Origin of the sequence: Lacticaseibacillus thailandensis DSM 22698 = JCM 13996, assembly GCF_001436135.1 — a bacterium.
GTDB lineage: Bacteria > Bacillota > Bacilli > Lactobacillales > Lactobacillaceae > Lacticaseibacillus > Lacticaseibacillus thailandensis.
The window spans coordinates 170,634-192,234 of the sequence record NZ_AYZK01000001.1 but is presented as its reverse complement, the minus strand read 5'-3'; the positions used below and the strand labels follow the sequence as shown (position 1 = coordinate 192,234).

The 21,601-nt window shown below is 54.0% G+C and carries 20 protein-coding genes, 1 tRNA gene and 1 pseudogene; 2 read left to right on the top strand and 20 right to left on the bottom strand.

Going from position 1 to position 21,601, the window contains the following annotated elements; genetic code table 11:
- From FD19_RS09990 to FD19_RS09975, 4 genes and pseudogenes are all read right to left on the bottom strand, one after another.
- Positions 1-229 (bottom strand): annotated as a pseudogene (locus FD19_RS09990) (MBG domain-containing protein); the annotation flags it as partial.
- A gap of 1 nt (position 230) precedes the next feature.
- On the bottom strand, positions 231-628 hold a 398-nt coding region (locus FD19_RS09985), incomplete at its 3' end, for an MBG domain-containing protein (RefSeq protein ID WP_420836022.1).
- 54 nt (positions 629-682) lie between these two features.
- The coding region (locus FD19_RS09980; protein WP_420836021.1) for an MBG domain-containing protein at positions 683-1,267 on the bottom strand (585 nt) is incomplete at its 3' end.
- 86 nt (positions 1,268-1,353) lie between these two features.
- Positions 1,354-6,226, bottom strand: a 4,873-nt coding sequence (locus tag FD19_RS09975; RefSeq protein WP_420836020.1) for an MBG domain-containing protein, incomplete at its 3' end; no start/stop codon positions are given.
- A 264-nt stretch (positions 6,227-6,490) separates the two neighbouring features.
- On the opposite strand from FD19_RS09975, the gene FD19_RS00895 reads away from it, so the two are divergent.
- On the top strand, positions 6,491-7,054 hold the full coding sequence (locus tag FD19_RS00895) for a DNA-3-methyladenine glycosylase I (RefSeq protein WP_054749271.1): 564 nt from the start codon (positions 6,491-6,493) through the stop codon (positions 7,052-7,054).
- A 67-nt stretch (positions 7,055-7,121) separates the two neighbouring features.
- Here the strand turns inward: FD19_RS00895 and fabI are convergent, their stop codons facing one another.
- The 15 genes from fabI to FD19_RS00820 form a co-directional block, all read right to left on the bottom strand.
- Positions 7,122-7,877: an enoyl-ACP reductase FabI gene (gene fabI, locus FD19_RS00890; protein WP_056968903.1), complete on the bottom strand. Its 756-nt coding sequence runs from the start codon at positions 7,875-7,877 to the stop codon at positions 7,122-7,124.
- Between the two features lie 25 nt (positions 7,878-7,902).
- Entirely contained in the window at positions 7,903-8,688 is a 786-nt protein-coding gene (locus tag FD19_RS00885) for an acetyl-CoA carboxylase carboxyltransferase subunit alpha (RefSeq protein ID WP_054749270.1), read from the bottom strand.
- Positions 8,681-9,520 (bottom strand): acetyl-CoA carboxylase carboxyltransferase subunit beta, encoded by an 840-nt coding sequence (locus FD19_RS00880; RefSeq protein WP_054749269.1) that lies wholly within the window; start codon positions 9,518-9,520, stop codon positions 8,681-8,683. Before FD19_RS00880 ends, FD19_RS00885 begins: the two co-directional genes overlap by 8 nt.
- Positions 9,513-10,880: an acetyl-CoA carboxylase biotin carboxylase subunit gene (locus tag FD19_RS00875; protein ID WP_054749268.1), complete on the bottom strand. Its 1,368-nt coding sequence runs from the start codon at positions 10,878-10,880 to the stop codon at positions 9,513-9,515. Before FD19_RS00875 ends, FD19_RS00880 begins: the two co-directional genes overlap by 8 nt.
- Positions 10,881-10,883: 3 nt before the next feature.
- On the bottom strand, positions 10,884-11,306 hold the full coding sequence (locus FD19_RS00870; RefSeq protein ID WP_054749267.1) for a 3-hydroxyacyl-ACP dehydratase FabZ family protein: 423 nt from the start codon (positions 11,304-11,306) through the stop codon (positions 10,884-10,886).
- Between the two features lie 2 nt (positions 11,307-11,308).
- A complete protein-coding gene (locus tag FD19_RS00865; protein WP_054749266.1) occupies positions 11,309-11,749 on the bottom strand; it encodes an acetyl-CoA carboxylase biotin carboxyl carrier protein in 441 nt (146 codons plus the stop codon).
- 2 nt (positions 11,750-11,751) lie between these two features.
- Entirely contained in the window at positions 11,752-12,975 is a 1,224-nt protein-coding gene (gene fabF / locus FD19_RS00860) for a beta-ketoacyl-ACP synthase II (protein ID WP_054749265.1), read from the bottom strand.
- 12 nt (positions 12,976-12,987) lie between these two features.
- Positions 12,988-13,707 (bottom strand): SDR family oxidoreductase, encoded by a 720-nt coding sequence (locus tag FD19_RS00855; protein WP_054749264.1) that lies wholly within the window; start codon positions 13,705-13,707, stop codon positions 12,988-12,990.
- Positions 13,708-13,721: 14 nt separating this feature from the next.
- On the bottom strand, positions 13,722-14,636 hold the full coding sequence (locus FD19_RS00850) for an ACP S-malonyltransferase (protein ID WP_056968902.1): 915 nt from the start codon (positions 14,634-14,636) through the stop codon (positions 13,722-13,724).
- An 8-nt stretch (positions 14,637-14,644) separates the two neighbouring features.
- The gene (locus tag FD19_RS00845; protein ID WP_054749261.1) at positions 14,645-14,896 is read right to left on the bottom strand and encodes an acyl carrier protein; all 252 of its coding nucleotides are present in this window, start codon (positions 14,894-14,896) and stop codon (positions 14,645-14,647) included.
- A 49-nt stretch (positions 14,897-14,945) separates the two neighbouring features.
- Positions 14,946-15,914: a beta-ketoacyl-ACP synthase 3 gene (locus tag FD19_RS00840; protein ID WP_054749260.1), complete on the bottom strand. Its 969-nt coding sequence runs from the start codon at positions 15,912-15,914 to the stop codon at positions 14,946-14,948.
- Positions 15,915-15,928: 14 nt separating this feature from the next.
- Entirely contained in the window at positions 15,929-16,366 is a 438-nt protein-coding gene (fabZ, locus tag FD19_RS00835; protein ID WP_420836019.1) for a 3-hydroxyacyl-ACP dehydratase FabZ, read from the bottom strand.
- A gap of 654 nt (positions 16,367-17,020) precedes the next feature.
- A tRNA-Ala gene (locus tag FD19_RS00830) sits at positions 17,021-17,093 on the bottom strand.
- A 71-nt stretch (positions 17,094-17,164) separates the two neighbouring features.
- Complete coding sequence (locus tag FD19_RS00825) at positions 17,165-18,229, bottom strand: mandelate racemase/muconate lactonizing enzyme family protein (RefSeq protein ID WP_054749258.1); 1,065 nt, start codon at positions 18,227-18,229, stop codon at positions 17,165-17,167.
- 281 nt (positions 18,230-18,510) lie between these two features.
- On the bottom strand, positions 18,511-19,590 hold the full coding sequence (locus FD19_RS00820; RefSeq protein ID WP_054749257.1) for a GGDEF domain-containing protein: 1,080 nt from the start codon (positions 19,588-19,590) through the stop codon (positions 18,511-18,513).
- 323 nt (positions 19,591-19,913) lie between these two features.
- Here FD19_RS00820 and FD19_RS00815 point away from each other — a divergent pair, with 323 nt between their 5' ends.
- Entirely contained in the window at positions 19,914-20,855 is a 942-nt protein-coding gene (locus FD19_RS00815; protein WP_056968900.1) for an ADP-ribosylglycohydrolase family protein, read from the top strand.
- Between the two features lie 49 nt (positions 20,856-20,904).
- On the opposite strand, the gene FD19_RS00810 is transcribed toward FD19_RS00815, so the two are convergent.
- Positions 20,905-21,483 carry a TetR/AcrR family transcriptional regulator C-terminal domain-containing protein gene (locus FD19_RS00810; RefSeq protein WP_056968899.1) on the bottom strand — a complete coding sequence of 193 codons (579 nt, stop codon included), beginning with the start codon at positions 21,481-21,483 and terminating at the stop codon, positions 20,905-20,907.
- Between the last annotated feature and the right edge of the window lie 118 nt (positions 21,484-21,601).

Below are 21,601 nucleotides of genomic sequence, written 5' to 3'. Positions count from 1 at the left end.
AGCCTTGGTCGTACCATCATACGTGAAGCCACCATCACTCAAGGCAGTCGTCGCTTGCGCTTTGGCAATAGTAATCGTACCCGTGTCACCGACACGCACAGTGTAATTGGCACCAGCAGCGCTTTGCACTTTGGCCAACCCAGTGGCGTTCAACTGGTAAACGTAATCGCCAGCGGCAGAGCCGTCATCCGTCACATCGATGTCACTGCTATCGAGCCCAACTGTCTTGNGCGGCAGAGCCGTCATCCGTCACAATGATATCATCACTATCCAGCTCAACCGTCTGGCCGACAACCGATGCCGTTAAGTTAGTAACTTCGCTGGCTTTGGTAGTGCCATCAAAAGTGAAGCCACCATCACTCAGAACGGTTGTTGCCACGACTTGGGAAATGCTGACTGTACCCGACCCACCAAGAACAACCGTGTAGTTAGGACCAACCACGGACTGCACTTTGGCTAAGCCAGTTGCATTGAGCTGATAATCATAATTACCCGCAGTAGTAGCATCATTCGTAATATCAATGTCGCTGCTGTCTAGATCAACCGTCTGGCCGATAACAGTAGCAGTCAGTTTCGGAGCACCACTGGCCTTAGTCGTACCATCATACGTAAAACCACCATCGCTCAAGGTAGTCGTAATCGATGCAGGTGTGATGGTAATCGTGCCCGCATCACCAAAGCNTTTCGGAGCACCACTGGCCTTAGTCGTACCATCATACGTAAAACCACCATCGCTCAAGGTAGTCGTAATCGATGCAGGTGTGATGGTAATCGTGCCCGCATCACCAAAGCCAACCGTATAGTTACCACCAGCAGCGGACTGCACCTTGGCTAAGCCAGTTGCATTGAGCTGATAATCATAACTACCCACAGCAATAGCATCATTAATAACATCAATGTCACTGCTATCGAGCTCAACTGTCTGGCCGACAACTGTGGCGGTCAGTTTTGGAGCACCACTAGCCTTGGTCGTACCATCATACGTAAAGCCACCATCGCTCAAGGTAGTCGTCGCTGGCGCTTTGGCAATAGTAATCGTACCCGTGTCACCGACACGAACAATGTAATTGGCACCAGCAGCGCTTTGTACTTTCTCCAACCCATTTGCGTTCAACTGGTAAACATAATCGCCAGCGGCAGAGCCGTTATCCGTCACATCAACGTCACTGCTATCGAGCTCAACTGTCTGGCCGACAACAGTAGCAGTCAATTTTGGAGCACCACTAGCCTTGGTCGTACCGTCATACGTGAAGCCACCATCGCTCAAGGTAGTCGTAATCGATGCAGGTGTGATAGTAATCGTGCCCGTATCACCAACGCCAACCGTATAGTTAGGCCCAACAGCGGACTGTNGAACGGTTGTTGCCACGACTTGGGCAATGGTGACTGTACCCGACCCACCGAGAACAACCGTGTAGTTAGTACCAACTACGGACTGCACCTTAGCCAGCCCGGCGTCACTAAGTTGATAAGCATAATTACCCGCACCAGTGCCGTCATTTGTTACTTCAATGTCCTCACCACTCAAATCAACCGCCTGGCTATTGGCCGTCGCAGTCAAGCCTGTAGCCTCACTGGCCTTCGTGGCGCCGTCATACGTGAAGCCACCGTCACTTAATGCAGCCGTGATTGATGCAGGTGTGATGGTAATAGTACCCGTGACCGCCACGCTGACTTGGTAGTTAGAACCAACTACAAGTTGCACCTTAGCCAGCCCGGCATCATTTAGCTGGTAAGCATAATTACCCGCGTCAACGCCGTCATCTGTCACTTCAATGTCGCTATTGTCGAGATCGACCGGTGTACCATTCACCGTAGCGACCAACCCCTTCGCCGCACTAGCAGCAGTGTTGCCATCATACGTGAACGAGCCGTCATTCAGAACGACGTCGACGACAGCAGGTGTAATCGTGATCGTCCCTGGGTCGCCCACTACCACTGTGAAGTCGTCGCCAACAAGCGTTTGTAATTTTTCCAGACCGGTCTGGTTTAACTGGTAATTGTACGTACCCACATTAATGCCATCATTAGTGACGGTAATGTCATCGTCATTTAGCGTCAATGGTTCGCCATTAACCGTAGCAATTACTGCCGCACCACTAGCCTTGGTCTTACCGTCATAAACCAACGACCCGGACGACAAAGTAACCGGCATTTGCTCAGGACTGATTACAATCATCCCCGGTGTGCCCGTGGTGACTACGTAGTTACTACCAACCTGACTTTGTAGGCTACTCAATCCCGCCGCCGTCAGCTGATAGGTATACGTGCCAACATCGATGCCATCGTCAGCAACCGTAACATCACCACTATTCAGTTTGAGCGTTTGGCCAGCAACCGTCGCCGTGAGACTGGCGCCACTGGCTGGCGTGCGACCATCGTAAGTCAACGCGCCAGGATTCAACGTGACCGTGGTCACGGCGGGCTGAATGGTAATTGTGCCCGTCACACCAACGTCGGTCACTATTGCGTCATTACCAACGGCCGCCTGCAATTTAGCGAGCCCCTGAGCGTTCAACTGGTAGGTATACGTGCCTGCGTTGATACCGTCTTTAACCACCGTGATATCATCACTAGTAAGACCAACATTAACCTTATTAGCAGTAGCCTGTAAACCGGCTACCTCACTAGCAGCAGTTTGACCGTTATAGGTGACCGTAACGTCGTTCAACTTCGTGGCTACATCCTGCTCAGTAACCAGGTAATAGGTGTGGCCCGTGATGGTGCCATCACTATTAACCTGCTCCGCATAGGTAATCATCGAACCATCGGCAACCATTTGCCCGGTTGTGGCATCGTAGACTCCCACGAGTACCGCCCCGTCGTCCCCGTATGCTTGACCAACGTCAGCGGCACTCGTACCCATCAAGGTGTAACCATTATAGATACGCCCGACCACACCAGTAGTAGTTACTGCAGCCACCGCCGAATCAACCACATAGGTACCGTCAGCTTTACGCTGCGCCACATACCACGTATCCGTCAGGTCGCGAATGGCCTGCAGCACCAACGTGTTGCTGATGGCTGCACCTAATGGTACCAAGTTGCCAGTCGCCACCGTGCCGGCGGTATAACCTTGGGTAGAGGTCTGGTAAGCCCACGTCTTGTTTGTCAAAGCACCCGCGAGCTGGGACGGTACGACCGTTAGCCCATAACTAATGACGGCATAACTTCCCTTTTTGGCCAGTGAAACACCGCTAACAGTAAAGCTATCCGCCTGCGTCGGATCCGTCACTACCGCGCCATTTTGATAGTAGGTCACGGCTGCGGCCACAGTATTACCTGCATCATCCACTACCTGCACCGGCCCAGTCAAAGTGATGTACTGATTACCATCAGCATCCACCAAATTGACCGTGGTCAACGTGTCCGTAACGGGGTTGGTCGTCCCGTTGTAGAGTGTGGTTTTACCAGTCGCCTGGTCGTCGTCAACGTTAATCGTCCCTGTTTGGACTTGCGCGGACGAATCTGCGGAACCCGTGATGGACGCGTTAGCCGTAAAGCTTGAGGCGGTAATAATCGTGCCCAGCTGACTCCCACCAGTGCTCAAGTTATACATATTGCCCGTCGCCCAATCAGTGGCCAGTGAACCATCACTTGTTAAAATCGTGCCGTTGTTGTACTGGGATAAAACCGCGCTGGGCATGACGTAAATTGTGTTCAAAGCAGAAATCGTGCTACCACCAATTGCATCGGCATTCACTTGCAGCACAATTGGTAATCGACTACTAGCGGTATAGTGGTCAACCCCAGTAATCGCAATGACAGGACGACCATCAACATCATCAAGATGGGTAATCTCAAGATCACCACTACTGCTAATATCAGACTTATTGAGCGTGCTCAATAAAGTAGCATCATCAGCAAAGTCAGTGTTGGTTGGTGCCACCACAACGATAGTCATCGGATTTTGGGCTGCCACCGCTTCAACGGCCGGTTGTTTGCCATCGCCGTTGCCAATCCGTCCCACCTGATCACTTGCTGAACCGGAATTCGTACCACCGTCCAATAAGTTGACGCTTTCGGTTAATTCATCACCGGGATTATAAATCTGTTGCGCAGTATTACCTTGCTGATTGTCGACACCATTACTACCGGCGGATAGAACAATACTTGGTTGTGGGTAGTAGGTCTTAGTAACTGTCCTTTCCCTGACCACGTCACTATCCGTACTGGAAGCCGTGTCTAGCACTAATTTGCCATCACCGTCGTACAGCGATGTATCTGCCGTCGCCGTTACGGTCGTCTTCTCATCACCGTACGCAATTAATCCAACTTGCAGGTGTGAAATGCTACCAGTCACGTAAGGCGCTGTTTGCGCTGCGTGATCAACAATTTGTACCTGCGTCACGGGATCAGTTGCCGAGCCGACAGTGGCCACATAGCTGGTAGTGCCATCCACATATTCAAAGGACTGGCTCTGACCATCTGCAGTCGTAAAGGTAATTGTAAGGTTTTTACTCAGACCAGCAGATGTAAGATAATTGCCGTCCAAACCATTCACGCTGGTAATTCCCACCGAGTTGTCAGGACTGGAGGTAATACTCAGCGACCCCGTGGTGGTTGTACCAGAAGCAAAGTTGCTTTCGTTAGCAACCACCCACTGAAGGCCGTAATCATTATCCGTTCCTTGTTGCAATAACCCCAAGTATGAGGACGATGAGGAAACAGTGACCGTCCCCACTGCGGTATAAGTTTGAATATTGTAAGCAAATTCGTTTGCATGGCTACTACCACTGTTGCCAGGCTCCGTAACGGTATTGGTTTGGCCATCGATAGTCCACGTAGCTGTCAACGTTGGTAATACATACCTAGTTGACGTCGTAGGCACAGTAACAGGCAATAACCCGACCTGCAAGTACCCCGCCAGCTTACTAATTGCCGCCAGCGTCAGGCCACTCGGAAGCGTGAGGGTGACACTGTTGCCACTGCGTGTGAGCGTAACCCCCGTGGCCACGGCATCGTCTGACAGGACTGCAGAATCAACTTTTAACTGATCACTAAAATCAAACGTCACGGTACTGGCAGCTGTCAGCTTCTCATAGGGAGAACTGTTAACCAACGTACTGTAGTCACCAAAATACTGCAGGCCTTGCAATTGTGCCCGCAATGTTAATTCACTGGTAACCGCCCCTTGAGCAATAACCCCCGCAGTCACACCGTTTGTTCCGTTTAATATATTTCGACGAATGGTGTCATTAGGCTGCGTCATGGTATACGATTTATCCAGCACAACGCTGTTAGTAGCCACAATCGTCCCATTTTTGTCTACATCGACGGCAATTGTCGCCGTACTGGTACCATTATTGATTTGGTCATCGGCTGTACCGTTGAGCACAAAGACCACCGGAAACGCCCCGTTATAGTCCGAACTAAATTGATACTGTGCACCCTTAACCGTTCTGCCATCATTCGTGGATACATCAACATTCGACTCGGTGGCACCTTTGACGGTTGTCGCCGCAGTAACTGACATGGCGGTTGTATCCAGATAAACGGTCACAACGTCACCAGCCTGAAAATTTCCGGAGACCATCACCGAAATTGTCGGTTGTGTTGAGCCGTTGTGATAACTCACTGTAGCTGGTGCATTCGCAGCGCCACTGTTAATGGCAGTTGTAACCTCAGAATCCGCCGGCGCAGCACTGCTTGCCAGACTGCGGGTGCGTAACGCTTGGTGGGCAACACTAGTAACTGTTTGAGCGCTGGCTGCACTACTACCACTGGTCGCGCTGGATGTCTCCGCCCCTGCCGTAGCGGCAGAGGAGGCTGGCAATGCTGCACTACTGTCGTCCACAGCAACTGAAGTCGTAGCAGCGGTAGCAGCACTGGTAGCAGCCAAACTCTCAGCACTACCGTTGGTTGCCGACGCAACAGCACTCACACTAGTGGAAGCGCTAGCGGTACTCGTAGCACTGGTTGCTGTGCTACTGTCGTTGCCAGTGTTTACCACGGTTGCACTACTAGTTGAGGCTACTGAAGCCTTAACGTCAGCACTTGAGTGAGCCACGCTCGTATTAGTGATGCCACTTGTTTCCTCAGTTGTACTACCAGCCGTTGCTGTTGACGCGGCAACATTCTGCACCTGTGGTGAGAGCATGACTCCAGCACCTACAAATAGCGAGACAATGCCACTCACAAGCCATAATTTTCCACTCTTATATAGCTTGAAACGCTCCGCACGTTGCCACAACGCCCGCTGCAATTTTGCTGCTTGCTTCTCCATTTGCCTCATAATCAGCACCCCGCTAATCCAATGAAATTTTGCTTTATCATTAGCTTAAGTATAGTGCTTTTTTACTAGTGCTTAAAGGCACAAATCCCCAATATAATCCGGTTTACGGGTGTCCTGTCACCAATTTTTGTCGAGGGATTAATTCAGCCTTACCCGTCAGCCAATCAATACCTGCTATATGTATTACCACACTACTCATCTGGTTCAGTTTGACTGTATGATATATTCGTAAATAGTAAGGAAGGAAGTCATCACATGCCACGTTGCGACTGGGCCACTGACGCCACCCCACTAATGACGCGCTACCATGACTACGAATGGGGCGTACCAAGCAAGGACGAACAATACACCTTTGAGATGCTGACACTAGAATTAATGCAGGCCGGTTTGAGTTGGCAAACAATTCTGAATAAACGGGCCAACTTTCAAGTAGCCTTCAATCACTTCGATGTGGACAAAGTAGCTGCGTACACCCAAACCGACGTCATGCGCTTGCGTAACGATACGGGTATTGTCCGTAACCGCATCAAGATTGCGGCCACCATTAACAACGCGCGCATACTCCAAACATGGCACCAACAAGGACAAACCCTCAACGCCTGGTTGTGGCACTATGTCGACGGCCACCCCGTAATTCACCATTACGCCACAGCAGCCGACCTGCCCGCGCAGACGCCGCTATCCGCCCAAATTAGTCATGACATGAAAAAGGCGGGGTTCCGGTTTGTCGGTCCCACCATCATTCAATCATTCTTACAGGCAATCGGTATTTTAGATGACCATCTCGTCACCTGCACGATCAACCATTGCCACGCATAAAGCGTAATGCCAATAATATCGCCTGCCCCAGTCATGATGACCGGGGCGTTTTTATTGACCGCCACACTTACATCAGGTGCACACCCTTATCAACAAAAATAATATCGCCGGTGATCCCATTGGCCATGTCACTGAGCAAAAAGGCGGCGGTATTGCCAATTTCTGACTGCGTCACCGACTCGCCATCAACGGTTGCGGCCCGCGACATTTGCAGTAACGACGCGTGATTCTTTACTCCCGTGACCGCCAACGTTTTCACGGCCCCCGCCGAAATGGCGTTAACCCGTACGTGCTGCGGACCCAACTCCTTCGCCACATAGCGCACATTGGCCTCCAACGCCGCTTTGGCTACGCCCATAATGTTGTAGTTGGGAATCACGTGGGTCGACCCAAAGTAGGTCATTGTCAGCACACTGCGGAGCGCGGGAAAGAGACGCACAGCACTGCGAGTCACCGCCAATAACGAGTAAGCACTAATATCTTGCGCCAGGTTGTAACCCGCCTTACTTACCTGCAGAACATCACCCTCCAGGCTTTCCTTGTCGGCGTATGCAATAGCGTGTACCAGTCCGTGCACGGCACCGTAGCGCTCCCGAATGGTGGTGAAGGCCGCGTCAATATTTTCTTCATCAGCCACATCACACTGCACCATGGGTTGGTCGGGAGCAACAAAGCGTAACAAGCTTTGCCGTAACCGTTCATTTTGATAAGTCAGCACTACTTGACCGCCACACGCCATAATGGCACGCGCGCACCCCCACGCAATACTATTCTTGTTGGCAACTCCCATCACGATGACGGTCCGTCCAGCTAATATATCCATATTTTTTCAATCCTCTCGTGGTCCCTTATTCTTGTAAGCCGTCCACCCCAAAATTGCGGTAGCGCTCATGTCGTGCGGCCAATAGTTGCTGCGTAGGTAACTCGCCCAGGGTGGTGAAAGTAGCCGCCAACTCAGCGCCTAATTGCTGCGCGCCGGGCACGTCCGTTACTTCTGGGATCACACGGTCAACGATTCCATCCGCCAATATTTCCGGTGGGGTCAACCGCATATGTTCCGCCGCTTCGGCTGCCCGCTGCCCGTCACGCCACAAAATAGACGCGTAGCCCTCGGGCGACAGGACGGAATACGTACTTTGCGCAAACATCCAGGTACGGTCCCCGCAAGCTAACGCCAAGGCACCACCACTACCAGCTTCCCCAACAATTACGCTCACCATGGGGACCGGCAAACTGACGCCGGTCATGATGCACTGCGCAATAGCCTGCCCTTGACCCTGATACTCAGCGTCCACCCCCAGAAATGCCCCCGGGGTGTTGATCAGGTTGAGGACGGGTCGCCCAAACTTAGCAGCCTGCTGCATCAGCCGGATGGCCTTACGGTAGCCTGCGGGTGTGGCACAACCAAAGTGGCACGCCTGCGATTCCGCTAAGGTTTGTCCCTTGTTGGTCGCAATTACCGTCACTGGTTGTCCCACCAGGAGCCCCACCCCACCGATAATAGCAGGGTCATCACCCTGGGCCTGATCACCATGCAATTCGTGAAAATGGGTCAGTAGCTGCGCAATCAACCACGGGGTACTGACCTTATCTTGACTACGTGCCTGACGCACTACGTCGTATGCACTATTCATGGGCCACCTCCGGTTCTCGATGGATACGCAACAGGTCAACGAGGTAGGTCTTCTGGTCACTACGCGCCACAATTGCGTCCACGAAGCCGTTACGCAAGAGCGTCTCGGCGCGTTGAAAATCCTGGGGCGGATCCACGTGCAGTGTCTGCTCAATCACACGACGGCCCGTAAATCCCACCAACGCGTGTGGCTCCGCCAACGTAATGTCGGCTTCCATTGCAAAACTCGCGGTCACACCACCCGTGGTGGGATCGGTCAAAACCACCACGTAGAGCAAGCCCGCGCGCGCGTGGTCAGCCACTGCCTGCGCAACTTTGGCCATCTGCATGAGCGAGAACAAGCCCTCCTGCATCCGGGCCCCACCCGAGGCTGTATACAAAACCACGGGTAACCGCCGGTCGGTAGCCAGCGCGAACAAGCGGCTCAGTTTCTCGCCCGCTACCCGACCAAGACTCCCCATCATAAAGTGAGTATCCATCACGCCGAGCGCAACTGCATACCCGCCAATATGGGCGAGCCCGGTCCACACGCTCTCGTGCAGGCCTGCGGAAGCAACGGCCCGATTCAGCTTTTGCTGGTAAGCGCCGTCGGTGACCGCTGGCGTCAAGGTCAAGTCACCATCCCGCTGTTCAAAGTCGTCGGCAACCATAGCCAGCCGCTCCTGCGCCCGCAAACGCATCCCGTACCCACAATGCGGGCATTCACCAAATCTAGTGAGTTCAGCGTGGTAGTACACGGCATGACAATAGGGACACTGCATGTATAAATGGTCGGGAATTTTGTCCATCCGCGCGCTGAGTTGGGCGCGGTCACTGGGGTTAAATTTACTCATGGCTTTGTAACCACCTCGGTAAGAATTCCTGCTCAACATAATTAATGGTGCCTTTATCGTTAGCAAAGGCCGGTGCGGCCACTAAGTCACGGAGAAAGTTCCGGTTGGTCGCTACCCCTTCGACGCGTAGCTCCGCCAAGACCCGGCGCATCCGCCGTAATGCGTGATGGCGGTCGGTTGCCCCCACTACGACTTTGCTGATCATTGAGTCATAATATGGCGCAATGGTGGTGGGCCCGACCATACTGCTGTCGATGCGCACCCCCAGGGTCCCAGTCGGCAGCACTAACCCGGTGATACGCCCGGCTGCCGGTAGAAAGCCTGCCTCAGGATCCTCCGCGTTGATGCGACATTCCACCGCGTACTGCCGAATATGAATGTCACTTTGGCCCCATGGTAATGGCTCTCCCGCTGCCACCAAAATCTGGGCGGCGATGAGGTTGACTCCCGTGACTTCCTCCGTCACGGCGTGTTCAACCTGCAGACGTGTGTTCATTTCCATAAAGTAAAAGTGGTGATTGGCATCCATTAAGAATTCAAAGGTGCCCGTGTTCCGGTACTGAATAGCCCGGCAAGCTTTGACCACCAACGCGCCTAACTCCGCCCGTTGCTCGGGCGTTACTACCTGGCTAGGGCTTTCCTCCACCAATTTCTGGTGGTGGCGTTGCAAGGAACAGTCGCGCTCCGGAAAGTACACTACGTGGTCAAAGTCATCCGCGAACACCTGTACTTCAATGTGTTTAGCGTGGGTGATCACTTTTTCCATATACACATCACCAGCACCAAAGGACAGGTGGGCCTCCCGTTGAACGTCAGAAAAGCATTGGCGCAATTCCACATCGTTAGCTACGAGGCGCATTCCCTTGCCACCACCACCCGCAGTGGCTTTGAGCACCACCGGATAACCCAACTGGTTGGCAGTACGGGTTGCTCCGTTAATATCGTCAATGGTGGCCGTGCTGCCGGGAATAACCGGTACCCCCGCCGCTGCCATTACGGCACGCGCACGGGCCTTGTCACCCATTTGCGCAATCACCTGACTGCTCGGCCCAATAAAGGTGAGGTCACACTCCGCGCACATCTGTGCAAACTGCGCGTTTTCGGACAAGAACCCATACCCGGGATGAATGGCATCACAGCCGGTCAAACACGCCGTACTAATAATTTCCTTCATATTAAGGTATGAATCCCCGGGCAAGGGGCCGCCAATGCAAACCGCTTCGTCGGCTAACTGGGTAAAGTACGCTTCGCGGTCCGCCGTTGAATGCACGGCAACCGAACGGATTCCGACTTCACGTAGTGTCCGGATGATTTGCACGGCCACTTCCCCGCGATTGGCCACTAACACTTTGTTAAACATGAGCTACTCCTCCGCATCCACCACGGCAAAGACCAACGTGGCGCGATAAACCGTTCTGGTGCCCACGGACAAGGTCCCGGTACCAATACCCATAGGTCCGCGCATCTTGCGTAGCTGCACGGCGCACGTGATTTCATCCCCGGGTCGGACTGGTGCAAGCACCTCCGCTTGCCGAATCCCGCCAAACAACACATTTTTACCAGAATGCTGCCCCGCCAGGATGGCCACCGCACCAGTCTGGGCAGTCATTTCCGTCAACACAAATGTCGGTACCATCAGGGGTTCACCACCATTGCCACCGGCGAAATACCACTCATCAATGGTCACCAACTTACTCGTGGTTGCTGCGACCCCAGGTGTGACTGTCCGGACCCGGTCAATGAACAAAAATGGTGGGCGTTGTGGAATCCAGTTGGTCGCATCCATTGCTACCCCTCCGCATCAATGTGCATCAACGGTTGCTCGAATTCGACCAACGTGCCGTCTTCAACCGCAATTGATGCCAGCACCCCAGCAACTGGGGCCTTGACCTCATTGACCATCTTCATCGCCTCAATCAAGCAAACTACCTCACCAGCGTCCACGTGATCCCCCACTTGCTTAAACACCGGTGCATCGGGCTGTGGCGCAAAGTAGACCACCCCGACCAATGGTGCCGTTACCGGCGTCCCCACATTCGTGGTGGCCGCAGCCGCCGGCTCTACAGACGCCGGCTGTGCCTGTAGCATCGGCGTCGTGGTGGTCGCGACGGCCAGTGTTGACCCTGGCTTGCTCAGCACCAGTTCAAAACTATCGTCGGTAATCTGCAGGTGGTCTAACGAGGAACGCTCAAAGCGATCCACTAACCGTTCAATTTCGCGTTCTTCCATCACTAAGCCCCCCATCGTTTGAAGGCGAGCACGGCGTTGTGCCCACCAAAGCCAAAGGAATTGCTCAAAGCGTAATCCACCGGCCGGTCTGCGTTAGCTGGAGTTACCAGGTGGACGGGACACGCGGGATCCTGATCCGCGCAACCCACGTTAACGGGCAACGGCCCCCGTAAGGCTGCAACCGTGGCAATGGCCTCCAAGGCCCCAGCAGCCCCTAGTAGGTGCCCGGTCATGCCCTTGGTGCTGCTGACCAGAACGTCATGCTTCCCAAACAAGGTCTGGATAGCGCGACTTTCGGCTTCATCATTAGCCTTGGTGGCCGTACCATGAGCATTGATATAACCAACCGCATCAGGAGTGATACCGGCATCAGTCACAGCCTGAGTCATCGCACGGATGGCACCGGTACCGGTCGGATCGGGCGCCGTGGCGTGATACGCATCGGCGGTACTGCCGTAGCCTACGACCTCGGCATAGATATGTGCGTCCCGCGCCTGGGCGTGGGTCAATTCTTCAAGCACCAAAGTACCCGCACCTTCACCCATGACAAATCCGCTACGGTAGGCATCAAAAGGTAACGATGCGCGTAGTGGGTCGGTACTACGTGACAACGCGGTCAAAGCCGCGAACCCAGCAATGCCGATTTCATTGACCGATGCTTCGCTCCCGCCGGTCAGCATCACCTGCGCTCGACCCAAGCGGATGGTATCAAAGGCGTTGCCAATCGCGTTAGTGGCGGACGCACACGCAGTCACCACTGCTTGGCTAATATTCTGGGCATGAAACGCAATTGATAGGTTACCAGCCGCCATGTTGATAATTGCATTAGGCACGAACAGTGGTGAGACCCGCCGTGGCCCCTTGTCGTGCATCTTAATGACCTGTTGCTCAATGGTACCCAGCCCACCAATACCCGATCCGTAAATGACCCCGAATTGCTCCGAATCCACCCCACCACCAACCAAACCAGCCATGGTCATGGCCTCAGTGGCACTGTAGAGTGCGTACTGGGAAAACAGGTCCATACGCTTTGCCGCTTTGGCCTTCAGGTGCACCGTGGGGTCAAAGTCGCGCACTTCCCCCGCCACGCTCACACCCGCATCCGCCGCAAACTTGGTGATGGGACCAATGCCTACCCGGCCGGACCGTAAACCAGCAACATAGTCCCCCAACGTGTTCCCGAGTGGGGTCACTGCACCCATCCCCGTAATTACCACTCGTTTCATTTGTTCGCCCTCCTACAGCGTAAGTCCCCCGTCCACGGTCACAACTTGACCAGTAATATACTGATTGCCCAGCAAAAACGCCACCACATCAGCCACCTCAGCGGGTTCCGCAAACCGTTTGAGCGGGATACTCTCCTGCAACCGTTGAGTCGTCTTGGCACTTAACGCTGCGGTCATCGCTGTCGCTACCATGCCCGGAGCGACCGCGTTACAACGGATACCCCGCAACGCGCCCTCTTTGGCCGTCGTCTTCATCAGCCCGATGAGGCCCGCCTTACTAGCCGCATAGTTTGCCTGACCAATATTGCCCACCAACCCCACAATGCTACTGATGTCAATGATGCAACCACGCCGCTGGCGCTGCATCACGCGCAACGCAGGCTTGGTCATGTTAAAGGCCCCCACCAGGTTAGTCGTTAACACCGCCTGAAATTCCGCCACCGTCATGCGCGTAATCAACATGTCCCGGGTAATCCCAGCGTTGTTAATTAGGCCCACTAGTGTTTCGTCTGGGCCACAGCAATCAGCTACCATACGCTCAGCATCAGCGGCCACCGTCACGTCGCCCTGCACCGTGCGCACGCCCAACTGATCAAAGTCAGCCTGGACCTCAGCTGTCAAGGGCCGCCGAATAGTGACCACCACCGTATACCCGTCACGGGCGAGACGCTCGGCCACCGCCCGGCCGATACCGCGTCCACCACCGGTTACCAGTACTGCACCTGTTTGCATGTTTTCCCCTCGCTTTACTGCCAGTCGCTAATTACGCCCAATTCCGTGCGCACTTGGTTGAAGGTCGCCACGTCGTGTACCTGATAGCGTGCGGCCCGTGGTAAAGTTTGCCGGACAAAACCGCTAAGTGTCCGCCCGGGACCAATTTCCACAAACTGATCCACCCCTAAATCCGCGAGGGCCAGTAAGCCCCCAGCAAAGTTGGTGGTGTGCGTTAGCTGGTTCACCAGTGTGGCCTTGACGGTCGCCGTGGTAAACGGCTTGCCCGTAGTGTTGCTAATTACCGGTATCCGCGGTGGGGCAAGATGGACGGCTTGCAAGCGGGCCGCTAACCGGTCCGCAGCGGTCTGCATCAATGGTGTGTGCGAAGCCACTACGTTCAGTGACCGCACACGTTTGATGCCCCGTGCCGCTAACTCTGCCAGCAGTCGATCAACCGCAGCCACCTGACCACCCACCACAATTTGGCGAGGGGCATTTTTGTTCGCCACGTAGACGCCCGGGAGTGCTTGCACCAACGTCTGTACCGTGGACACCTGGTCCGTCATCACCGCCGCCATTTTGCCAGGCACTTGGTCTCCCGCCGTCTGCATCCAGCGGGCACGGTCAGCTACGACCCGCACCCCATCGGGCAGCGATAGACTGCCGGCCGCCGTCAAAGCTGCGTACTCACCCAGACTCAGCCCCATCACTGCCACCGGTGCCGGTAATTCTGCCCCTAGAAGGGCGGCAATACCGACACTCATGGTGTAAAGAGACACCGGGGCTTGCACTGGTTGGCCCCAGACCTCCGGATCCGCCAGGTCACAACCGCACGCCGCCGCAGCCTCATCAACGACTTCCCGGTACGTTGCTTCCTGCTGGTAAAGGTCATGCCCCAAACCCGCAACTGACTGTCCCTGCCCTGCAAACAAATAACCTATCGCCATTGCCTCACCTATGCCTCCGCCTGGTCAGGTAGCTTAGTTTGCACGTAGGCCGCCAGGGCATCAATGGTATCAATGGATTCGTCGGCTTCAATCTCAATATCAAACTCATCCTCAATTTCGTTCACCAGTTCAAAGATATCTAAACTATCTAAATTGAGGTCATTTTTAAACGACATCGTCGGCGTCACCTGCTTATCCGCAGCCACCCCGTCAGCTTGCACCATGTCCATAATTTTGGTAATAATCGCATCTTTGGTCATTTTGTATGCTCCTTTATCTGCAATTGCTTCACATAACTACTTAGTATTCCTAATATTCAATCAGTGCGGCGCCAACGGTTAACCCACCGCCAAACGCACACAGTAGTACCTTATTGCCGCGCTGAATACGGCCGGTCGCAATGAGCTCTGCTAATAAGATGGGTTCGCTCGCAGCCGCCGTGTTGCCGTACTCCTGTAAATTAAGTGGGTATTGCGCCGCTGTTAGCCCTAGCTTCCTGGCTAAATGCTCCAACATCCGGGCGTTGGCCTGGTGAAACACCACCACATCCACGTCCGCCAGCGCCGTCTGGGTCCGAGCAAGTAACCGCTCAATGACCGCGGGCGCATCATTAACCACAAAGTTGTAGACAGCGTGCCCGTTCATGCGGAAGTAAGGATCTCCATCCTGCGGCTCTGCAAACGGGCTGTGGTTGCCGGAGTAATCGGCAGTCAGATCCAGGCCGTGTTCACCCTGAGTACTAAATTCATCACCCAGGTACGCTCCCGCTGTACCTGCCATATCCAGCATGACCCCACCAGCACCATCCCCAAACAGAATGGCCGTTGACCGGTCGTGCCAATCCACAATCTTGGTTAACACTTCTGCGCCGATGACCAATACATAGCGGGTTTGACGGGCTAGGGCTAACGCGTGGGCCGTCGATAACGCCGCCACAAACCCTGTACAGGCAGTGCTGATATCGGCCGTCATGGCGGCGTGGGCACCAACGGCCCCGGCCACCATGGCCGCCACACTTGGCATCGTGTACGTTGGCGACATGGTCGCCACCAGGATCAAGCCGACCTGCGCAGCCATCACGCCGGTCTGCTCTAACAGCTGCCGGGCAACATCAATGGCCAAACTATCGGTGGTTTCCGTCCGTGCCACGTGTCGGCGCGCGATACCGGTACGTTGTTGAATCCACTCATCACTGGTAGTCATCAGTCGGGTTAGCTCATCGTTCGTCACTACTTGTGCCGGCACCGCGGACGCGGAGCCGATAATTGTTAATCCCATGTGTCAGTACCTGCTTATGCCTGCGTGGTTTGGGGGGATACGATAAACGTCAGGTCAGCCTGGGCCACCGTCACGTCACCGACCGCCGCAAACGTGTGCACCACCCCCATGTTCTGTCGCCGCTTCGTGAATTCAACGTGGAGCTTGAGCACGTCGCCTGGGCGCACAATCTGGTGAAACTTAGCACCATTGATGGCACCTAAGTACGCCGTTTGCCCCACAAACTCTGGCGACTTTAGAATCAGGATCGATGCGGCCTGGGCCAGCGACTCAATAATCAGCACCCCCGGCATGACCGGATTACCCGGGAAGTGCCCCTGGAAAAACTGCTCATTGATGGTGACGTTTTTCGTCGCTACAATTGATGCCCCCGGGTTGATTTCATCCACGTAATCCATGAACAAGATCGGATACCGGTTCGGAATGAGTTGCATAATGGTTGTTGTGTCCATGACTGCCAAATACTTTTCCTCCTTGGTGTGGGTTAGCGGTACGGACAAGCGGGCCGTACACGCATGCGCTACGTTGACGTGGTTCAACTCGCGGTTGGTTTCAGGAACCAGCCGTTGTTGAATGCAAATAATATAAATTGCGGTGCAGGTGAAGTCAATCAGTCAGCGTACGTTTTCACTTATAGGTAACAGTTGAAACATCTTCAGCATAAAAGTGGTCACATACCGTTTGGTAGCCTGATATTTATGTATATTTTTGTTATTCATTTGGAGAAATTATCGTTAAGACTCCGGGAGCAATGTAGGAGTCGTATGCCTTTATTGACGCTTTCCACGGACAGCTTACTGCAGATTAATTTGTTATTATATTATCTGGTGTTGTGTTTCTTTAATACCATCATCGTGGGGGTGTCAATACACATTTGACGTTACAACCGTCATTCAGCGTTGCGGACACTTAGTAGCGTAAAAATAACGGCACTACAACAGGGTGGCCTACCCGCTTACCCTACTCAGCGGTAGCGACCGTACAAAAAAGCGGGACAACGGTGATCCCCTGTTGTCCCGCGCTTGTTGCCATGACACTACTCCCACTCATCTATTGCCACAAAAAAAGCACTCCAGCTCAACTGAAGTGCACACAAGTGACATTAATGGACCCAAACGGACTTGAACCGTCGACCTCCTACATGCGAAGCAGGCGCTCTCCCAACTGAGCTATGGGCCCATGGCTTACCTTATTAGTTTAGCACGCTACCAAGTAAGCGCAATAGCTGGCCCGTAGATTGTTGGCCGAATTTACAGATCACACTCAATGCCCAAGCCGGGGGCATCGCTGAGCGTGTAGATGCCGCCGACGTGTGTGAAGCCGCCATGCAACCAGGACGGCGACGCAAAATCCAAAAAGGCGTCCAAATCTGCGTACCGCGCGTTCTGGTGAGCGGCGACAAAGTGTACCGCTGCGGCGATACCCACCTTCGTTTCAACCATGCAGCCCAACATCACCGGAATACCAGCCGCAGCCGCCACCGCATTAATCTGGGTGGCACCCCACAAGCCCCCGGCTTTTTGCAACTTAATATTGACAATGTCAGCACCACCGGCAGCCAGAACCTTAAAAGCATCAGTGGCACTGTGTACACTTTCGTCCACCATAACGGGCTGGTCGACCAACGCCCGCACCAGCGGCAGGTCCTGGGTTTGACTGGCGGGTAGCGGCTGCTCCACGGCGGCAACATCGTCACCCATGGCGCGCATCACCCGCTTGGCTTGCTTCGGTGTCCACGCTTGGTTGGCGTCAATACGCAATTCCACATCCGGACCCACAGCGGCGCGAATAGCGCGAATCGCCGCAATATCCTGCTGGTCATCATCACCGACTTTGACCTTCAACACCGTAAACCCAGCAGCCACCTGTTCCTGAGCGGCACTTGCCATCGCCTCAGGAGTATCAATACCAAGCGTGTAGTCACTGACGACCTGGTTACTATCGCCGCCAAGCAACTGGTACAAAGGCAAGCCACTATCCTTGCCCAGGATATCGTAGCACGCAATGTCGATGCCCGCCTTGGCGGCAGTGTGCCCTAACATCGTAGCATCCATTACGTTATGTACGCGTTCCAGTGCGCGCGGGTCTACCCCCACCAGCGCCGCCCCCAGCGCGTCGAGGGCCACCAGCTCGGTCGCAATGCTTTCACCCGTGACCGGTTCGAACGGACTGGCCTCGCCGAAACCCACCACGCCCGTGTCAGTCGTCACCTTGACGATAATCGTCTGTAATTCATAAATAGTCGCAAAGGAGATTTTGAACGGATGGCGGAGCGTCACCGACTGCTTAAAACTCTCAACCTGTGTAATTTTCATGTGCACACCCCGATTTTTAATATGATTTCAGTCTATACTAATTTTGGGGTGAGGCAAAGGGTGCAGGTAAACATAACAAACGATTGTTGGACGCCAATTATCCCCCACTGTGTAGGCATCGCCGACCGGTAACTATGTGGCCGCACCAACCATATCAATAATTAAATTTAAATGATAACGGGTTAATTGCGAGTTTTATGCCTAAGAACCCCGCTCGACATACAAATAAAGGCCAATGGGTTGCCCCACTGGCCTTGACCTTCTTATCTATAAAACACCTATTAATCAGCCATAGCCGTCTGCCCACCGGTTTGCTGGGCCACGCGATTACGGCCACCATGTTTAGCTTCGTACAGCTTGGCGTCCGTACGCGCGATGGCTTGCTTTAACGGTTCGTCATAACCGTGCACACGGGACATCCCCACTGATAACGTGATGCGCTTTTCGGGGTATGAACGCATGACTACCAGGTCACGGAGCCGCTTAATGTAAGCATCAATGGCTTCTTTGGCCTCCGCGTCCGTTAGCTCATACAGGAACACGCTGAACTCCTCGCCACCCGTTCGGTACACGCCGCAAAAGTACGGCATGGCCACCAGGTAAGCTTCGATATCCCGCGCAAAGGTGATCAATACCTCATTGCCGGTCAGGTGTCCGTACGTATCGTTGATCTGCTTGAAGTGGTCCAGATCAATCATCACTAAGGTCAGGTGCGCATCAGGGTTACTGCGCATCAAGCGCTGATAAGTACGGTAATCCCGCCGAAACAAGTGCAGACTGCGAATGCCCGTGAGCTCATCGTGGTTGCTACTGTAGCGTAACCGCTTGCCCTGCTGCTGCCGGGAAACAACCAAACGCCCGTACCAGTGCGAGGCAATCATAGTCACCGTGACGATCACACCGACAATGGTCGCTTCAACCAGGTCCCAAGCATTCACCCAAGTCGCGGTGCCCCAAGTAACAGCACTAACCACCAAGGTCATCAGGATAAAGTCCCACGTATGGTCGTTAAACCAGTCGGCGAACGAGTTGACCACCATCAAAATGACCAACGGTACCAAACTCCCCGGATGCGTGCCCCACAGCGTCCAGTTAATGATTCCGGTCAACGTCAGCAAGGCAATATAAAGCGCCCGTTCATGCAAACGGGTGCTCAAGTATAGCAACGTGCCAAACAAAGCCGCATCAGCGATCCACGCGTCAATTGCATCCAGCGGTGCTAACCACCGCAGACACAGCAAAACCAGGATGGTAAACACCGCTTCCGGAATCTCTGGTCGTAGCTCACGGGTGGTGATGTGCGCATAAAACCTGGGAAAGACATCTTCCAACGCGTCCAGGATGCCAATTAGCCCCGCCATATAAAAAACTAAACAAAAACCCACTGTCCCAATCAATGCCATTTTTCAAGTCCCCACACTTGTCGTTAACGCCAATTACACTGTTAGGCATAAGAGTACACTAAATTTGAATGCGACTCAAACATTACAACTGTTTTTATAAAATTATCTGTTTTTTGGGTCAACACCAATGCTCCGGCCGAGAAGGAATAACGGCACGTGTCTTGTTCCCGTCACCGCTACGCGCGATAATGGAAGCGCAAAGATACGTTTTCTTGTTATCCGTTGCCACGATGATATAACATTCGTGGTCACGACGGAGCGACCAATTAAGGAGGGCAACTGTGCGGACAATTACCAGCCAACAAATTCATCGTTTCTTCATTAATGCCATGGTCGCCGACGCGTTGGGGGTCCCGGTCGAGTTCAACGTCCGGGATACCTACCACGTGCACGGTATGACCGGACATGGCACCTATGATCAGCCCGTGGGGTGCTGGTCAGACGACAGTTCACTCACCTTGGTGCTCGCGGAAAATCTGGTCCACCATGGTAATCCCACCACGCTCATGCAACGCTTTGTGGCTTACCTCCAGGAGGGCGACTACACTCCCCTCGGCACCACCTTTGACGTCGGCTCCAGTACCAGCCGCGCGATTATGAACTTTATCAAGGGTAAACCAGCGGAGCAAAGTGGCGATCGCAGTGAGTACGACAACGGCAACGGCGCCCTCATGCGTTTGGCCCCACTAGCATTCGCGCTGGTCAACGAACCGACGTTAACGGCGCGGTTACGCCAAGAGCGGGATTACACTACTACCACCCATGGCCATCAACGGAGCGTGATTGCCAGTACCATCTACGTAGAGCTATTGCGATGCTTATTACGGGGTGTCACCTTATCCGCCGCCCTCGACACGGTTCACCGGTTAATGGCCCAGTGCGACTTTGACCGCGACGAGTACGATTACTTTGACCGCATCTGGGATCCGCACTTTGTGCAAACACCGGTCACCATGATTCGCTCAACGGGCTACGTGGTGGACACCCTGGAAGCAGCTACGTGGTTAAACCTTACCGCCACTAGCCTCCAGGAGCTGATTTTACGAGCTGCCAACCTGGGCGAGGATACCGACACCGTGGCGCAAATCGCCACCTGCCTGTACTCTGCTGGCCACCCCGACGCCCAAGTACCCGGTGAGTGGTCAGACCAACTGATCCACACCGACGAGATGGACCGCATTATTACTGAATTTGCGGACCATTTTGCCACCACCATTGAATAAACAAAAAAAGCGGCTGGACCCTCGAATGACGGGGGCCAGCCGCTTTTGCCTATTTAATTAACGTTACACGTGTTGCCCGTGCGCTGTGCGCCAAACCGTTCAGCCCGTCTTGTAAGTAACGGTATAAACGCGCGTTTTCCACGGCCAACGTCACCGGCTCAGCCGCGCCGATCCACTCCTGCAGGGCAGCCAGTAGCGCCACGCTTTGCACCGATTGGATGAACTGCACGTACGCAGGAGCTAAGTGGATGTGCTCCGTACTTTGCATGTCTGCCAATACATCACCAATGGTGGTGCGCAGGTGCGCCTGAATGACGTTGGCTGGGGCGTTTTGCATGTCCAGCGTCAGCACCCGTTGATAGAAGGCCCGGTTAGCGTCAAAGTAGCGCAACATGCTGCGCAACGTCTGGGGCCAGTATGCATAGTGCCGACAATACGTCGCCGCGGCTGCCACCTCCTCCCGGTAGATGAAGCCCAACACATCGTACTTATCCCGAAAATAGTCGTAAAAGGTTTGCCGACGCAGCCCTGCAGCGGCCATAATCGCTGACACGTTCACTTGGTTAAACGGGTGCGCCACTACTACGAGCTTGGTGGCAGTACAAATTTTTTGTTGTGTGCGGTTCATGGTTCCACCTACCTTCTCTTCCCTATCTTAACACCCGGACACACGGGAGCCCGTGTCCGTTACGCGGATAATTAACCAGTGTTAGGATGAAGGCGTAAGCCAACGGAAAGGGGATAAC

Bases quoted from the DNA above. Each gene is read 5' to 3' on its own strand.
- FD19_RS00895 (WP_054749271.1), top strand. From the start codon at position 6,491: ATGCCACGTTGCGACTGGGCCACTGACGCCACCCCACTAATGACGCGC.
- fabI (WP_056968903.1), bottom strand. From the start codon at position 7,877: ATGGATATATTAGCTGGACGGACCGTCATCGTGATGGGAGTTGCCAAC.
- FD19_RS00885 (WP_054749270.1), bottom strand. From the start codon at position 8,688: ATGAATAGTGCATACGACGTAGTGCGTCAGGCACGTAGTCAAGATAAG.
- FD19_RS00880 (WP_054749269.1), bottom strand. From the start codon at position 9,520: ATGAGTAAATTTAACCCCAGTGACCGCGCCCAACTCAGCGCGCGGATG.
- FD19_RS00875 (WP_054749268.1), bottom strand. From the start codon at position 10,880: ATGTTTAACAAAGTGTTAGTGGCCAATCGCGGGGAAGTGGCCGTGCAA.
- FD19_RS00870 (WP_054749267.1), bottom strand. From the start codon at position 11,306: ATGGATGCGACCAACTGGATTCCACAACGCCCACCATTTTTGTTCATT.
- FD19_RS00865 (WP_054749266.1), bottom strand. From the start codon at position 11,749: ATGGAAGAACGCGAAATTGAACGGTTAGTGGATCGCTTTGAGCGTTCC.
- fabF (WP_054749265.1), bottom strand. From the start codon at position 12,975: ATGAAACGAGTGGTAATTACGGGGATGGGTGCAGTGACCCCACTCGGG.
- FD19_RS00855 (WP_054749264.1), bottom strand. From the start codon at position 13,707: ATGCAAACAGGTGCAGTACTGGTAACCGGTGGTGGACGCGGTATCGGC.
- FD19_RS00850 (WP_056968902.1), bottom strand. From the start codon at position 14,636: ATGGCGATAGGTTATTTGTTTGCAGGGCAGGGACAGTCAGTTGCGGGT.
- FD19_RS00845 (WP_054749261.1), bottom strand. From the start codon at position 14,896: ATGACCAAAGATGCGATTATTACCAAAATTATGGACATGGTGCAAGCT.
- FD19_RS00840 (WP_054749260.1), bottom strand. From the start codon at position 15,914: ATGGGATTAACAATTATCGGCTCCGCGTCCGCGGTGCCGGCACAAGTA.
- fabZ (WP_420836019.1), bottom strand. From the start codon at position 16,366: ATGGACACAACAACCATTATGCAACTCATTCCGAACCGGTATCCGATC.
- FD19_RS00825 (WP_054749258.1), bottom strand. From the start codon at position 18,229: ATGAAAATTACACAGGTTGAGAGTTTTAAGCAGTCGGTGACGCTCCGC.
- FD19_RS00820 (WP_054749257.1), bottom strand. From the start codon at position 19,590: ATGGCGGGGCTAATTGGCATCCTGGACGCGTTGGAAGATGTCTTTCCC.
- FD19_RS00810 (WP_056968899.1), bottom strand. From the start codon at position 21,483: ATGAACCGCACACAACAAAAAATTTGTACTGCCACCAAGCTCGTAGTA.